A 15,609-nucleotide genomic window follows, 5' to 3' on the forward strand; every position below is an offset into this window, starting at 1 on the left:
TAAGACCTTTAATTTTTATTAGAACAGGTTCGCTCAATGTAATCCTGCGGTGTCCTTACAAGAATAAAGGAAATGTCATTTACATACGAAATGCGGCGCACTTCACGCAAAAAATCTCTACCTAGAAATCAGTAATTTGCCGCTTACGTAGACAATTATTCCGAATCTACGGTTATATTGAGGTGCTCAACGTGCTAGTATCAGCGGCTTTTTGATCATCCTCACACTTTTCGACCTATTTGTGTGAGGGAAATGCACGGCTTCCGAGCCCTAAAAAGCGAAGTAATTATGTCAAATATGACGAATGCCGCCTCTCATGCTCCTATTCAGGAGGCAGACTATTCTGCGATTCATCCTCCTTCCCTTATCAAGCGCCTTGAACTCACTAACCCTGTATTTTGGTTAAGTGGTAGCTTCCTTACTGTCTTTGTTCTGCTCGCTTTAACAAATACAGAATCTCTGACCGCGATGGTCAACGCAGGCTTTGGGTTTGCGACTCAATACTTCGGTGCCTTCTGGCAAGTATTACTCCTTCTGAATTTCCTTATTGGTTTGGCTATTGCACTAGGTCGTACGGGTTACGTACGTTTAGGCGGTTTAGCGAGACCTGATATCGACACCTTCAAGTGGCTGTCGATCGTACTTTGTACCCTACTCGCTGGTGGCGGTGTATTCTGGGCTGCTGCAGAGCCTATCGCCCACTTTGTTTCTGCTCCACCTCTGTATGGCGAAGCGTCGCCAAAAGCATCTGCAATCAATGCACTTTCTCAGTCTTTCATGCACTGGGGTTTCCTTGCTTGGGCTATCCTAGGTTGTCTTTCTTCAGTCGTTTTGATGCACCTTCACTACGATAAGGGCTTACCACTCAAACCTCGTACCCTGCTTTACCCAGTATTTGGTGACAAAGCGATCAACGGTTGGATTGGCGACGTCGCTGACGCATGCAGCATTATCGCTGTAGCCGCAGGTACTATTGGCCCAATTGGCTTCTTAGGTTTGCAGATCAGTTACGCCCTGAACTCGCTATTTGGCTTACCTGATACCTTTGTTACTCAAAGCTTAGTGATCGTCGCTGCGATTTTGATGTACACCTTGTCTGCCCTAAGCGGTGTAAGTAAAGGCATCCAGCTTGTGAGCCGTTACAACATCGTGTTGTCTGTGGCTCTAATTGGTTACATCCTGTTCTTCGGCCCAACCAGCTTTATTGTCGATGGTTACGTGCAAGGCATTGGCCGCATGGTAGATAACTTCTTTCCAATGGCGCTTTACCGTGGTGACACCGAATGGCTAAGTTGGTGGACAGTCTTCTTCTGGGGCTGGTTCATTGGTTACGGTCCGATGATGGCAATTTTCATCGCGCGAATCTCACGCGGCCGTACAATTCGCCAATTAATCCTTTCTATCAGCATTGCTGCACCATTGATCACGTGTTTCTGGTTCAGCATCGTTGGTGGCAGTGGCTTGGCGTTCGAGCTAGAAAACCCAGGTTTGATTTCATCGGCATTTGAGGGCTTTAACTTGCCTGCTGTTCTGCTTGCGATTACTTCTGAGCTACCATTCCCGATGGTGATTTCAGTATTGTTCTTGATCCTGACCACGACGTTCATCGTGACAACGGGTGACTCAATGACATACACCATCAGTGTGGTAATGACTGGCTCTACAGAACCAAACGCAGTGATCCGCTCGTTCTGGGGCTTAATGATGGGTGTGGTGGCGATCGCGCTTATCTCGATGGGCTCTGGCGGTATCTCAGCATTGCAGTCTTTCATCGTGATTACAGCTGTTCCTGTGTCTTTCATACTGCTTCCAAGCATCTGGAAAGCGCCGAGCATCGCTAACCACATGGCGAAAGAACAAGGTTTGATTTAATACACAACCAAGACTTTCGCGTCACTAGATAAAAATCGGCCCTGATACAAGCTATGTATCGGGGCCGAATATTATGGGTTGGATGCAAACAGCTTCACTACTTTACAGATGAAGTTTACGCAGCTCTTTCTTATCCACTTTACCGACGCTGGTTTTCGCAATATCGTCAACCATCTTCACTTTCAGTAGTAACGCTTCTCTGGCTAGAATGCCTTTGCTGATGAAGTCTTTGGCGAAACTTAACAACTCTTTCTCCGTTACTTCTGCATCATCTTTTAGCGTCACTAATGCCAACGGCACCTCGCCCCATTTGTTATGAGGCATGCCAATCACGGCGACTTCCGACACGGCCTGATGCTGGTGTAGAATGTCTTCCAGCTCCAAAGAACTGACCCACTCACCAGAAATCTTAATCATGTCTTTTACGCGGTCGGTAATCTTGATAAAGCCTTCATGATCGATATGCGCGACATCGCCAGTGTGTAGGTAACCACCACGCCACAAGGCTTTAGAGTTCTTGTTGTCTTTGTAATAGCTCGGAGTCAACCAAGGAGCGCGAACCACAATCTCACCCGCACTTTCGCCGTCGTGGGGGAGCTTGTTCATTTCATCATCAACAATGTAAGCGTCTACCAGCGCGACTTTCTTACCCGTTTTAGAGCGGTACTCCGCTTGCTGATCGAGGTCGAGTTCGAGTTGCTCAGGAGTCAGTTGAACAATAGACAGAATTGGTCCTGTTTCGCTCATGCCGTAACCCGCAAACACATCAATATCGCGCTCAAGGGCTGATTTACACAATGCTTTCGGTAGCGCGGCACCACCAATCACGACTTTCCAACCAGAGAAATCCATCGACTTGGATTTTGGTGAGCTCAACAACAGATGCAGGATGGTTGGCACACAGTGCGAGAACGTCACCTTCTCCTGTTCAATCAAGTTAAGAAGAACATCTGGTACATATTTGCCCGGGTAGACTTGTTTCACGCCAAGCATGGTCGCCATGTACGGAAGCCCCCATGCGTGGACGTGGAACATTGGCGTAATCGGCATGTAAATATCACCTTGATGCAGTCGACCTTGTGACGCATTGGTGCCGATGGTGCTCAATATGCCCATGGTGTGCAGAACCAGTTGGCGGTGAGTAAAGAACACACCTTTAGGGAAGCCCGTCGTACCCGTGGTGTAGAAAGTGGTCGCGATGGTGTTTTCATCGAAATCAGGGAAGTTGTATTCGGTGCTTTCTTGCTCCAGAAGGCGCTCGTATTCACATTCATCGTTATCGCGCAAAACCACGTAACGCGTCACCGTATCAATACGACCTTTGATCTGATCCAGAATTGGCAGAAACTCTTCGTTGATCAGGATAATGTCATCTTCCGCATGGTCGATGGTGTAAAGGATCTGCTCTGGAGACAAGCGCACGTTGATCATATGCAGCTTTGCACCAATCATCGGGATGGCAAAGTAGCATTCAAGATAACGGTGTGAGTCATAATCCATTACCGCTACCGTATCACCTTTCTTTACGCCCATTTTGGTTAGCGCGTTTGCAAACTGTCTCACACGATCATGAAACGTTTTGTAGCTGTGACGGCGGTGGTTTGCGTAGACGATTTCTTGCTCGGGGTTGAAAGCAACTGGGGAAAACAGCAAGTTTTTAATTAACAACTGATAATTGGATGGATCATTTACATACTGGTTCATATCGGGGGTTCTTTTTGTATTTTTCTTAACGTTCGCTTTGCGCGAGTGGCGCTATTATCGCTCAAAGACGGGACTGTATTCAGTACACAATATTGAGATCAGGTTCGAAAGACGCCATATATCTAAAGTACGCGGTTTCTAAAGTACCTCTGTATTGTAGCCTTCTATCACCAAGTCAGAAATGCTTCATCCCACGACTTAGTCATTTAGTTTTGTCATGGTCAGAAAAAGTGCAACGAAACCGTCACAGTTTGTCGTTAGCATACGTCCCACACTCGTAAACCTCGCTCTATACTGAACGACACGTTACATCGACCTCAATCCAAACTGTGAGAAGCCAACTATGTCCAAACCTTTGTACGTTTTTGATCTGGATGAAACCTTAATCAACGCTGACTGCGCAATGATTTGGAATGAATTTATGGTTGAGAAAGGCATCGCCACTGCGTCTAACTTTATTGAGGAAGATCAGCGTCTAATGGGCTTGTACGCAGAAGGCAAACTGGACATGGAAGATTACCTAACGTTCTCCATGAAGCCGCTAGAAAACATGCCTATTGAACAGGTAAACGCCTTAGTGGAAGAGTGCGTTGAAAACCATATTCTGGCTAAACAATTCCCGCAAGCCAAAACACTGATTGAACAACTTTCTCGTGATGAGATTGATATGGTCATCATCTCTGCCAGCGTCACTTTTTTGGTTGAAGCGGTTGGTCGACGTATCGGTATCCCTAACGCGCTCGGGATTGATTTAGTCGAACAAGACAACGGCTACACCGCTGAAATAGAAGGTATCCCGAGTTATCGCGAAGGCAAAGTTACACGCTTAAAACAATGGCTAGAGGCAAAACTTGAGACCTATTCAGACATTCATTTCTATACAGATTCGATCAACGACTTACCACTGTGTGAATACGCAGATCACGCCTATCTGGTCAATCCATGCCCTCGCCTAAAAGAGCACGCCGATAGACCGAATTGGACTGTGTTGAGTTGGGGTTGAAACCAGCCTCTCAAGCCGGCATCTATTAGACAAACCCATTCTTATTTCAATAAAGGGCAGTTTCTCCTGCTCTTTTTATGATCTCCCTTCACAAATTAATCACTTGATTAAATACTGATTAATTTTTCGCATGTCGCATGAGAAATCAGCGGTTTATAATTAATCAAATGTTTAATATTTTAAGAGACAATATTGTGACGGAAGCTCATCGAAAGGCGGGAAGACCCACAGATAAAATCGACGCACGGGAAAAACTGATTTTTCACGCGCGCGAACTCTTCACCATCATGGCTTACGACAAAGTTTCGACTCGCTTGGTGGCCCAAAAAGCAGGGGTGAATGTGGCGATGATTCGCTACTACTTTGGCAACAAAGAAGGGTTATTTGAGACCATGCTGCGTGAAACGCTGTCACCGATGCAAAAGCAAATGCAGGCCTTATTGTCTGACAGTAATGAAAAGAACTTCCTCGACTTAATGCGTACCTACTATCGTGAGATGATCAAAGTACCGCAATTCCCCCGCTTGATTGCTCAAGTCATGCATATGCCCCCCTCAGAGACTCAACGTAAGTTACTAGAAAAAGTCTTTGCTGACATCAGCAAGCCGATGCAAGGCATTATGTTCGATAAGCTCATCGACAGTGGCGTTCTGCGCAAAGACGCCGACCCACAACTGTGCCGCGTTTCTTATATTAGTCTCATGGTGTTCCCATTTATGGCACCACCGGCCTTACTTGCGATTCATGGCATTGAGCTTTCTGAAGCCTTCTTGAACCGATTATTCGAACACAACATACAACTGATGAAACATGGATTTCTAGACTCGGGCGACCAATATGAAAATCAATAAAAAGCTTCTGCTCTTTCCTGCTCTTGCTGTCGGCGTCATTATCCTCTTTCTTGCGATTAGCCTTAAACCAGACTTACCCGTTAAACCCGCAGGTGATAGAGCAAGGCTGGTCGAGACAATTCCACTAGAGCTTAAGGCGATAGCACCTGTCGCAATTGGCTTTGGTAAAATCGCTCCGAAAGTTGAATGGAAAGCGATAGCCGAAGTGACCGGTAAAGTGGTTTACCGTCATCCGCAACTGGAAAAAGGACAGGTGTTGCAAGCAGGAACGGAAATCTTGCGAATCGATCCTCTCGATTACGAATTGAAATTGGTTCAAGCTCAAGCCGACCTCAAATCTGCCGAAACCTCTTTGGCTAAGCTGACTCAAGAAGAAGCCAACCTCAAAAGTACACTCAAGATCGAAGCAAACCGTTTGGTTATCGCCAACAAAGAGTTAGACCGTAAACAAAACCTACGTAAGAAAGGCTTAACGTCTCAATCGGATGTTGATCAACAAGAGCAAAGCGCACTCTCTCAACGCAAATTAGTTTTGGACATCGAAAACCAAATCGGATTAATGCCAGATGAAAAGCGGGTTGCGGAAGCGTTAGTCAAAGTCAATGCATCAAAAGTTGACGAGGCAAAGCGCTCTCTCGATAAAACCATCATTACTCTGCCTTACGATTTGCGCATCTCGGAAGTCGAGATAGAACAGAACCAAGTAGTGAACCTTCAACAAACCATGGTGACGGCGCATGGCATTGACGTGATGGAAGTTGAAGCGCAATTGTCCATTCATGACATGCAGACACTGACTTCCAGTATTGGGGAATTTGGCCGTGATGAATCGGGTATTCCGCGCCCAGACATGTCAGCCATTCATGCCACGATTGAGCTTAACAGCGGCAATTTATCCGCAACTTGGCCAGCTAAAGTTGCTCGAATCAGCGAAACGGTAGACCCAAGCCAAGCCACCGCTGGAGTGATTCTGGAAATCGAACAAGACTACCGCTCACTCAATCCGACTTCTGCGCCGCCACTGGTTAATGGCATGTTTGTACGCTCGCTCATTGAAGGGCAAGAGAATCCGAGCTGGGTTATTCCTGAACGAGCCTTACATGGCGACAAAATCTACTTGATGGGTGAAGACAATCGCTTAAATATTGTGGCTGTAGAAGTTCTCTATCGCCGTGATAATCACGTGGTGATCGACGGCGATCTTGAGCAAGGTCAAAAGCTTATCATCAACGACCTGCTGCCTGCGATTAACGGTATGTTGTTAAAAGAAGCCGCACCTGAGTCAGAACAGAAAGCCGAGGAGTCTGACTCATGATCCGATTCTTCGCCAAACACCCAACCGCAGCAAACTTGTTGATGCTGACGCTGTTAATATTGGGGATATCTTCACTATCTACGATTAAGCGTGAAACCTTTCCGGAGTTTGATCCGCCCTACATCATGGCTGGCGTAGTTTATCCCGGAGCCTCTCCACAAGAAGTAGAAGAGAGCATCTGTGTACGCATGGAAGACGCCGTCGATGGACTCGCGAACATTGAAGAAACGCAATGTGAAGCGATAGAGGGCTCAGCAAGACTGATTTTAAAACTGAATGAAGATGCTGATATTGGCCGCATGTTGGTCGACGTTCAAACTCAAATCAACTCGATTAATGACTTCCCACAAGAAATTGAGTCTCCCGTAGTCCAAGAGTTGGATTGGAATGAGCCAGTTGTGGATGTCGCGATCACTGCAGACACCACATGGCCAGAGCTAAAAGCTTATGCAGAACAACTTAAGCGCACATTAAAGCTCGATTACGATGTGTCTTTGGTTGAAGTTGCTGGCTTCTCTGACCACCAATACCGAGTAGAGTTAGATACTCAAGCCATTCGACAACTTGGCTTGAGTGTTGGTGATATTGCTGAGCAGATTGGTCGTCAGAACGTCAAGTTGCCAAGTGGTAATGTCGAAACGCCAGATAAGAACTTTCTGATCCGCTTTGACGAACGACGCGTGACGCCAGAAGAGCTTGAGACTATCGTCGTGGGCTCCGGTCCAAATGGATCAATCATCCGTCTAAGAGACATTGCGACGATTACTGATCGATTTGAATTGGACGAACAGAAAGTCCTCTTCGATGGTCACCCTTCTGCCCTACTAAAAGTCAGCAAAAACAAAGAAGACGATGCACTGCGCATTAAAGAACGTGTTGCTCAATTTGTCGAAGAACAACAAGTCATTGCGCCAGATGGTGTGATGCTACAAATGACCAATGACCTTTCATCCGTGCTTTGGGATCGCCTGACCATGATGGTCAAAAACGGCTGGCAAGGTATCATTTTGGTCTTCGCCACCATGTGGTTGTTCTTTAGTTTTCGCTATTCTTTTTGGGTCGCAGCTGGTTTACCCGTTGCCTTCTTAGGTGGGTTATTTTTGATGGCTCAACTTGGCCTGTCCATCAACATCATGTCTTTGGTTGGGTTACTCATGGCCATCGGTATCATGATGGATGACGCCATCGTTATTGCTGAATCGATTGCCGCTCACCTCGACCGAGGAGAAGAGATCGATGATGCCGTAATTAAAGGCGTGAAAAAGGTACTGCCGGGGGTGATTTCTTCCTTCCTAACCACGGTGTGTATTTTCGGTAGCTTGTTATTCCTGCAAGGTGAAATGGGTGCGGTACTTAAAGCGGTTCCTCAAGTTCTGATCCTCGTACTGAGTTTAAGTTTGGTGGAAGCCTTCTTGATCCTACCTAACCACCTTTCTCATTCACTGCATAAACAAAAGCAAGAGCGAAAAACACCGAAGTTCAAACAAAAGCTGCTCGCTTCTTTTGAAAACTTCCGCAACACCACCTTGGTCAACGCAGTCGATAAAGTGGTCGAGTATCGCTATGCCTTTATGGGTGGCGTGGTTGCATTACTTCTTATCTCCGCTGCCACGCTAGTAGGTGGTTTGCTTAAGTTTCAACCCTTCCCTGAGTTGGATGGCGACATTGCAGAAGCGCGCATTATTCTTCCTCCGGGTTCTTCTCTGTCTCAAACTGAAGCTGTCGTCGATAAGATCGTCGCTTCCGCTCAAAAGCTAGATAAAGAATGGACAGAAAAAGTGGAAGACGGCAGTCCATTGGTTCTGCACATCACCAGCCAATTCAACGCCAATGCCGATGCGAATGAATCTGGCCCTCATATTGCCACGGTGCGTCTGGATTTGCTGGGCGCAGAGAGTCGTAACGCACTCATCGATGAATTTATCGATGCATGGCGCGAAGACATTGGTGAACTTGCCGATCCTATCTCGTTGGTATTTAAACAACCGACCATGGGCCCGGGTGGCCGGGCGATTGAAATTCGAGCGAAACATGATGATCTGGATGCGCTCAAAGCAGCCTCTATCGATATTCAGCAATACCTGAATGAGTTTGACGGTGTCCATGGCGTATTGGACGACATGCGTATGGGTAAAGAAGAAGTCTTGGTTAAACTGCGTCCGGGCGCAGAAGCTTACGGGATTAACGGCCAACTCATCGCCAATCAATTGCGTGCAGCATTCTTTGGCCAAACTGCAGACGAAATCCAAGTTGGAGTAGAAAACATTTCCATCGAAGTTCGTCTCGATAAAGCACAAGCCGGTGACTTACAGCAATTGGCAAACTTCCCAATTATCTTGTCCGATGGCAGTCAAATTCCACTCGCGACCATTGCAACTTTGGATTTCCAGCGAAACTACGTACGTATCCAGCGCATTGATGGGCTACGCACCATTAGCGTATTCGGCGATATCGACAATACGAAAGCCAACTCAACCGCCATTATTCGTCAGTTCCAACAAGATGAAGCGCCAAAGCTTATGCAAAAGTATCCTGGCCTTCGCTTCGATTTTGAAGGTGAAGCCAAAGATACCGCGGAAACTGGCGCATCAATGGGTAAAGGCTTCTTGCTTGGTTTGTTTGGCGTGTTTGCGATTTTGAGTTACCAGTTCCGCAGTTATTTGGAACCATTCGTGGTCATGCTTGCGATTCCACTCGCCTTTATTGGCGTGGTATGGGGACACATCCTACTCGGTCACTCATTAAGTATGCCGAGTATGATGGGCTTTGTCTCACTAGCGGGGATTGTGGTGAATGACTCGATTCTGTTAGTTCAGTACATACGCCATCATGTCGATGAAGGAGATAATGTGCACGACTCGGTAGTCAAAGCCAGTCGGGAACGCTTTAGAGCAGTATTCCTGACATCAATGACCACTGCAGCAGGTTTGCTTCCGTTACTGACTGAAACCAGCCTGCAAGCACAGGTTATCCAACCACTGGTTATCTCCATCGTGTTTGGTATTTTCGCATCCACTCTGCTGGTGTTATTTATGATCCCTGCCGCGTATGCCATTTTAGCTGACTTCGGCCTAGTCCATAAACACGAAGAGATCTAAAACGACTGATAAGTAAATTTATCAAAATGAACAAGAGCGGCTTAGGTCGCTCTTTTTGTTTTCAGTGAAAAGCGTTAAAAACAACACAAACACTTAACAAATGCAGGGTTATTATGTGGCATTAAGTGCAAATATGAACAATTGAGAATGCGGTATGTCGAGTTTTATATAACCAACCCCAATGATCACTATAGGGTTTATGATAAGTTTTATTATCAAAAACGACATTTAGCACAGTATAAATACACACAGACAACACATTCACAATTTGAACTAACGATAATGAAATCATTGATTGAAGAATTAACATTTTAACAATGATTACAACAATGTTAACTTTAGCCTCGTTGGTCGCACTGGTGGTAAGCCTCTCACCAAGCCTATTGTCAGTATGATATGGACGTTCGACCATCTCCAAAATGAATAGACACCCAATTTGGTGCCCTTTTTTCGCCCGTGAAGGTATTCTTCGCGGGCTTTTTTCTATCTGCCGTATTTCTCCTACTCAATTCCCAGTTTTAGCGCCCCCTCCTCAATCAACAGGCATAAAAAAGCCAACCCATTAATAGGTTGGCAAATAGAGCAACAAGGTTGACGCTGACTGCTCACTAACGTCGTGCTTGTATCGGATGCACTCTGGTTAATCACTCGTCCTTGTGACTAACACGGAATCTTTGTCGTCAGAGGTTATGACTTGGTTGCCTCTGTCTTCTGGCATTTGATCTTTACCAGTTGAGCTTGTTGTTCTTTGATGTGTTTAACAATGCGTTCATCGCGTTCATCAATAGCGTCCATGTTCATTTGTTGGATGTCCGCAACCGCCTCATGCTTCATTGTTGTAAATTCTTGACGTAAATCCGCACTCCACTCTTCTTTGTCTAGAGTGTTAGCAGCAGCGATTGGTGATGACATTACAGCAATAAGACCTAGAGTAGATAGAAATACGCTTTGCATAATAAGCTCCTTAGGGATTAGCAGTTCATTGGGTTGCACTCTATACATTGCACATAGGATGCCAACTTTTTAAACCTTTAATATCAACAACTTAAACAAGAGTTTATTTTTCCACCATCTGCTCAATGGCGAATTTCACACACACAGTGTTAAATTAACCAACGATATTTATGAATATTTAACCATTCACTCAACTTATAGTATAGATAGTCCATTTCAGTTCGCTTAAGGCACAAAAAAGCAGCCCGAAGGCTGCTTAGATTTCCGCTTTAGGTGAAACTAGCTTTGTGTGCTTTCGTTGCCGACAGTGTTTGATGACTGTGATTTGAACTTACCTATCAAGCGACCAAAGAATCGTTTAATAATGCGGAAGATGTTTTTAATATCCTCTAGCATCAGGTACAAACAAGGTACCAGAATCAAGGTAAGGACAGTTGCAAACAGAACGGCAAAACCAAGCGCGACCGCCATCGGAATAACAAAACGCGCCTGCAAACTGGTTTCAAACATGATAGGAAGTACACCAGCGAAGGTGGTAATTGACGTCAGCGTGATCGCTCGAAAACGTGCACAGCCAGCTTCAACAACCGCCTGCTTAATGCTCATGCCTTTTTCTCGCACTTGGTTAACGTAATCTGTCATCACCAAGGAATCGTTGATAACCACACCCGCTGCCGCGATTAAACCAAAGGTCGACATCATGCTGATGTCCATATCTAGCCAGAAGTGTCCCCAAATCGCCCCCGTTAAGCTAAACGGAATCACCGACATGACGATAAGCGGTTGGGTGTAGCTCTTAAGCGGCACAGCCAGCAAGATGTATACGATGATCATGCCTGCAATGAAGAACATGATTTGCTCGTTACGCTGCGCAGCTTGCTCTTCGATGTCACCACCCAATTCCGTTTTCACGCTTGGGAAGGCTTGCTTCATGTCCGGTAAGATGTTGTCGTCGATAACTTTCACGACTTCTTGAGGTTCAACCAACTCTTCATCTATAGAGCCATACACATAAACGGTTTGATAACCGCCTTCACGTCGAATGGTACTCACGCCCGGTTGCTCGTTGATCTTCACCACATCACCAAGCATGACCTTCTTGCCTGCTGGCGTGGTAATCACAGCGTAACGCAGTGATGAGAAGGCTTCACGCGTCAATTGCGGGTAACGCACCATAACCTTAATTTCTTCGCCATCACGAATAATGCGCTGCGCTTCACCACCGTAGAAACTGCCACCGACTTGCTCTGCGATCATGGTGAGATCCAAACCCAAATCATAAGCAACAGGGGCAAGTGATAACAGTACCTCTTTACTACCAGAATCGATAGACGACGAGATATCGTACAGACCTTCTTCTTGCTGGAGGCGACCAATCAAGTAGCGACCCGCTTCGTTTAGCTCGTTAATGTCCGAACCAAACAGCAAGTAACCAAACTCGTCGCGGTCACCGCCACCTGCACTTTGCTCACGGATCTTAAAGCTCTTCATGCCCGGAATAACTGGCATTGCCTCACGCCAGCGACGTGCAAGTTCAAAGGTATTGAATGGACGCAGTTCTTCATCCACAAGCGGTACAAGAATACGACCTTCAGTACGACTTCGGTTATAAGAAAGCACATCACGAATCATCCCCTGACCATGCTCATCAATGATCTGATTCTCGATTTTCTGCATCACGCCTTCAATGGTTTTTAACGCATTGATGGTTTGCTCGCTCGATACCGTGTCATTCATCTCAATCGTAATCGCCGGATAATCCGTTGGTACTTTCGGGCTTGGAATCACACGCACGTAATTCGAGCTAACTAAAGCAGCACTAATCAACAACAGACCACAGAAAAAGGCAAACACGGTCCAACGCCAATGAGTACAAACCTTAACGAAGCTTCGGTAAGGACCATTAACAAAGCCGAAGAAGCGCTTGTTGAAATTATCACGCCAACCGCCCGCTTTGATTGGTGTAAAGTTAGTGTGTGCTAAGTGAGCTGGAAGGATCAGCTTTGATTCAATCAAGCTAAAGATTAGACACAGGATCACCACACCCGCAATGCCGTAGAAGAAGGCACTATCAATCCCACTTGAGAGTAGGAATGGGGCAAACACCGCTATCGTGGTTAACACACCAAAGGTTGCCGGAGTCGCGACACGCTTAACACCCGTCACAACGTTCTCAACACCACCGCCCTTCTCTTCGATCTCACTGTAGGCACTTTCCCCGGTTACAATGGCGTCATCCACCACGATACCGAGCACCATGATAAAGGCAAACAAAGACACAATGTTCACGGTGATACCCAGCATTGGCATCATCATTACTGCGCCTAAAAAACACACTGGTAGCCCCAACATTACCCACATTGCTAAGCGGAAACGAAGGAATACCGAGAGCATGATGGCCACCAAAGCGGCACCTTGAAGAAGGTTTTTCAGCATCATGTCGAGACGACCATTTAGGTAGTAGGTCATATCGACGAGAACTTTCAGTTGAATGTCATCAGGTAAGGTTTTGTTCTTTGCTTCGATGTAGTTACGAACGGATTTAGCAACTGGGATGATGTTTTGATCACGCGTGGCTTGAACCGCCATGTAGATCGCGTTTTGACCCGAGTATTCAAAGTAACGGTCTTCTTCTGTGAAGCCGTCTTTAATCGTTGCAATATCTTGAAGGAGTACCTTTGCACCATTCGCTCCTAACTTCACCGGGATATTGCGAAACTCATCACCACGGTAGTACTGGTTTTCAATACGAACGGCGATCATGCCTGCGTTGGTTTTTACTTCACCTGCAGAAAAGTTCGCTGAGTAACGACGAATCGCGTTGCTCACATCACTTAGCGTTAAGTCATATTTACGAAGAATCAGCGGATCAACTTCGATAGCAATCTCTTCTTCTGGTGCATTGAGATCCACCAGCATGACATTTTTCAGTTGCAGTAATTCATCTTCGACTTGTTTCGCAATAGGTTTGAGCTCTTCCAGTGGTCTATCGCCCACCAAGCCCATTTCTATCACCTCTTGTCGCCATTCCACCTGATAAACGTTGATGGGTTCCATGCCTGCCGGCAAATTGGATAAGGTGTCTACCCGTTGCTTTACATCGTCCAATACGCGTTTGATGTCGGCATTCACATCCACTTCTATCGATACATAAGCGCTGCCTCGAGAAGCTCGTGCCACGGTCTTTTTGATGCCAGTGACGTCTTTGATCGATTCTTCGACTTTAAACAAGATACTCTCTTCAATCTCTTGCGGAGACGCACCAGGATAAGCCGCTCGAATGTTGATGTAGTTAACTTCAACGTTCGGGAACATTTGTCGTTGAATGAACATGAAGCTCACGATACCCATCACGATGATGAACACCATCATTAGGTTCGCGGCGACAGAGTTATTCGCAAAATAGGCAATGATGCCCTTTTGTTGATTCTCTTCCATGATTGACTCCTACTTACTGTACGACGGTTTCGGAGTCGTCATTCTTTTTTGCGACTTGGACAGCCATGCCTTTTTGCGGGTACTCAGGTAACGTCAGAACCAGCTTGTCTGATTGCTCAAGACCTTCTCCCACAAGTAGGAACTCACCCTCTGCACGAAGTACATTAACCGTTCTCGGTTGCAGTTCGTTTTCGCCATTCACGACCCAAACGGTGCGGTTCTTAACTAGCTCCTGAGGGAGACGATAAATGTGCTTGAGTTCTTTACCGGTAAAGCTCACTTCAACGTATGAACCAAACTTAATCGGTGGCTGATTGTTGTCTAGACCATACGGGTCACGAACTTGAATCACCATATTGATCATGCGTGTCGCGCTGTCGATCATGCCGAGATCGCGAACGACTTTGCCTTCACGAGTCGTCGATAGAATGCCTTGTTGCGTTACAGTCGCACGTAGCTCTTTCAAAGATTCAGGAAGGAATGCACTGTCAAAACCAGCGATAGGAACGTGGATCTCCGCCACTTCGATATTGTTCAAGGTTGCAACTCGAGAGCCGGAAGAGACAAACTGCCCCACACCGATATCACGCTCAACAACAAGTGCATCGTATGGCGCAATCACTTTACAGTTTTCTAGGTCACGGTTAGCTCGCTTCAACGCTGCTTGTGCAGACTTAACTTGCGCCTGAGCACTCAAGACATGGGGCTTACGTAGGTAAAGGTCTGTGACTTGTTTGTCGCTTAACTTTTTCGCTTGGCGTTTTGCGACTTCCGCTTTGGCTTGTTCCTCGATCAACGCAGCACGTGCACTTGCCAAGCCCGCTTCTGCTTGTAGAACAGCCGCTTCATAGTTATCACTTTCAATCGTGAATAACACTTCACCACGCTTTACGATTCCACCCGTCACAAAATTTGGGTGCCAACTGATCACTTCGCCGCTAACTTGCGCTGCTAAGTGCGTTTTTTCGAATGGACGCATTTCACCGTGACTGGTGATAACAACTTTATGATCGGTAGGAAAAAGTGAAGAGGTTTGTACTGTGGGTTCAGTTATGGTGTCTTTGATTGACTCTTTTTCGGGCGCAGTAGCGGCAATCGCGGCATAACCCGCATAAGAACCACCAACTACGACGAAGGGTAAAAGCCAACGTAATACTGGTTTTGCTAACATCAAAAATCCTTTTTTATTTTTGTATTCTCCTGTTCATCCCCGTCAGGCCTTCGCCTTAGAGATGAATTAACAAACGAAACGTTCGATAACCCAATCTCCTACTCCCCGCGGACAAACAGTGAGTGTTTGCATCTGAAATAGACAACTTTATAAGAGCGCCGTGCTTCCGCTGTGTTTCGCAATTATCAATCACAAAAGAACTA

The 15,609-nt window shown here is 46.1% G+C and carries 9 protein-coding genes; 5 read left to right on the forward strand and 4 right to left on the reverse strand.

Going from position 1 to position 15,609, the window contains the following annotated elements; all coding sequences use genetic code 11:
* The first annotated feature begins 288 nt into the window (after positions 1-288).
* The gene (locus tag OQJ86_RS12850) at positions 289-1,872 is read left to right on the forward strand and encodes a BCCT family transporter (RefSeq protein WP_038865353.1); all 1,584 of its coding nucleotides are present in this window, start codon (positions 289-291) and stop codon (positions 1,870-1,872) included.
* Positions 1,873-1,974: 102 nt separating this feature from the next.
* Here the strand turns inward: OQJ86_RS12850 and OQJ86_RS12855 are convergent, their stop codons facing one another.
* Complete coding sequence (locus OQJ86_RS12855) at positions 1,975-3,576, reverse strand: long-chain fatty acid--CoA ligase (protein WP_042604658.1); 1,602 nt, start codon at positions 3,574-3,576, stop codon at positions 1,975-1,977.
* Between the two features lie 343 nt (positions 3,577-3,919).
* Between OQJ86_RS12855 and OQJ86_RS12860 the strand changes: the two genes are divergently transcribed.
* The 4 genes from OQJ86_RS12860 to OQJ86_RS12875 all read left to right on the forward strand — a co-directional run bounded on the left by OQJ86_RS12860 (position 3,920) and on the right by OQJ86_RS12875 (position 9,843).
* Positions 3,920-4,579 carry an HAD family hydrolase gene (locus OQJ86_RS12860; RefSeq protein WP_265987997.1) on the forward strand — a complete coding sequence of 220 codons (660 nt, stop codon included), beginning with the start codon at positions 3,920-3,922 and terminating at the stop codon, positions 4,577-4,579.
* 194 nt (positions 4,580-4,773) lie between these two features.
* Positions 4,774-5,430 (forward strand): TetR/AcrR family transcriptional regulator, encoded by a 657-nt coding sequence (locus OQJ86_RS12865; RefSeq protein ID WP_042602092.1) that lies wholly within the window; start codon positions 4,774-4,776, stop codon positions 5,428-5,430.
* Positions 5,417-6,745: an efflux RND transporter periplasmic adaptor subunit gene (locus tag OQJ86_RS12870; RefSeq protein ID WP_265987998.1), complete on the forward strand. Its 1,329-nt coding sequence runs from the start codon at positions 5,417-5,419 to the stop codon at positions 6,743-6,745. Before OQJ86_RS12865 ends, OQJ86_RS12870 begins: the two co-directional genes overlap by 14 nt.
* Positions 6,742-9,843, forward strand: coding sequence for an efflux RND transporter permease subunit (locus tag OQJ86_RS12875; RefSeq protein WP_265987999.1), 3,102 nt, complete (start codon positions 6,742-6,744; stop codon positions 9,841-9,843). The genes OQJ86_RS12870 and OQJ86_RS12875 overlap by 4 nt, the downstream gene beginning before the upstream one ends.
* A gap of 687 nt (positions 9,844-10,530) precedes the next feature.
* Here the strand turns inward: OQJ86_RS12875 and OQJ86_RS12880 are convergent.
* The 3 genes from OQJ86_RS12880 to OQJ86_RS12890 form a co-directional block, all read right to left on the reverse strand.
* Positions 10,531-10,797 carry a hypothetical protein gene (locus tag OQJ86_RS12880; protein WP_005429553.1) on the reverse strand — a complete coding sequence of 89 codons (267 nt, stop codon included), beginning with the start codon at positions 10,795-10,797 and terminating at the stop codon, positions 10,531-10,533.
* Positions 10,798-11,076: 279 nt separating this feature from the next.
* Positions 11,077-14,235: an efflux RND transporter permease subunit gene (locus OQJ86_RS12885; RefSeq protein ID WP_265988000.1), complete on the reverse strand. Its 3,159-nt coding sequence runs from the start codon at positions 14,233-14,235 to the stop codon at positions 11,077-11,079.
* Positions 14,236-14,248: 13 nt separating this feature from the next.
* Positions 14,249-15,406, reverse strand: coding sequence for an efflux RND transporter periplasmic adaptor subunit (locus OQJ86_RS12890; RefSeq protein WP_009706355.1), 1,158 nt, complete (start codon positions 15,404-15,406; stop codon positions 14,249-14,251).
* Positions 15,407-15,609: the final 203 nt, after the last annotated feature.

The sequence above is a fragment of the Vibrio sp. Sgm 5 genome (assembly GCF_026241575.1).
In the GTDB taxonomy this organism is placed as follows: Bacteria; Pseudomonadota; Gammaproteobacteria; order Enterobacterales; family Vibrionaceae; genus Vibrio; species Vibrio jasicida.

What these genes read in the sequence shown, in the direction of transcription:
- OQJ86_RS12880 (WP_005429553.1), bottom strand. Translation starts at nt 10,797, where the DNA reads ATGCAAAGCGTATTTCTATCTACTCTAGGTCTTATTGCTGTAATGTCA.
- OQJ86_RS12875 (WP_265987999.1), top strand. Translation starts at nt 6,742, where the DNA reads ATGATCCGATTCTTCGCCAAACACCCAACCGCAGCAAACTTGTTGATG.
- OQJ86_RS12860 (WP_265987997.1), top strand. Translation starts at nt 3,920, where the DNA reads ATGTCCAAACCTTTGTACGTTTTTGATCTGGATGAAACCTTAATCAAC.
- OQJ86_RS12850 (WP_038865353.1), top strand. Translation starts at nt 289, where the DNA reads ATGTCAAATATGACGAATGCCGCCTCTCATGCTCCTATTCAGGAGGCA.
- OQJ86_RS12885 (WP_265988000.1), bottom strand. Translation starts at nt 14,235, where the DNA reads ATGGAAGAGAATCAACAAAAGGGCATCATTGCCTATTTTGCGAATAAC.
- OQJ86_RS12855 (WP_042604658.1), bottom strand. Translation starts at nt 3,576, where the DNA reads ATGAACCAGTATGTAAATGATCCATCCAATTATCAGTTGTTAATTAAA.
- OQJ86_RS12870 (WP_265987998.1), top strand. Translation starts at nt 5,417, where the DNA reads ATGAAAATCAATAAAAAGCTTCTGCTCTTTCCTGCTCTTGCTGTCGGC.
- OQJ86_RS12890 (WP_009706355.1), bottom strand. Translation starts at nt 15,406, where the DNA reads ATGTTAGCAAAACCAGTATTACGTTGGCTTTTACCCTTCGTCGTAGTT.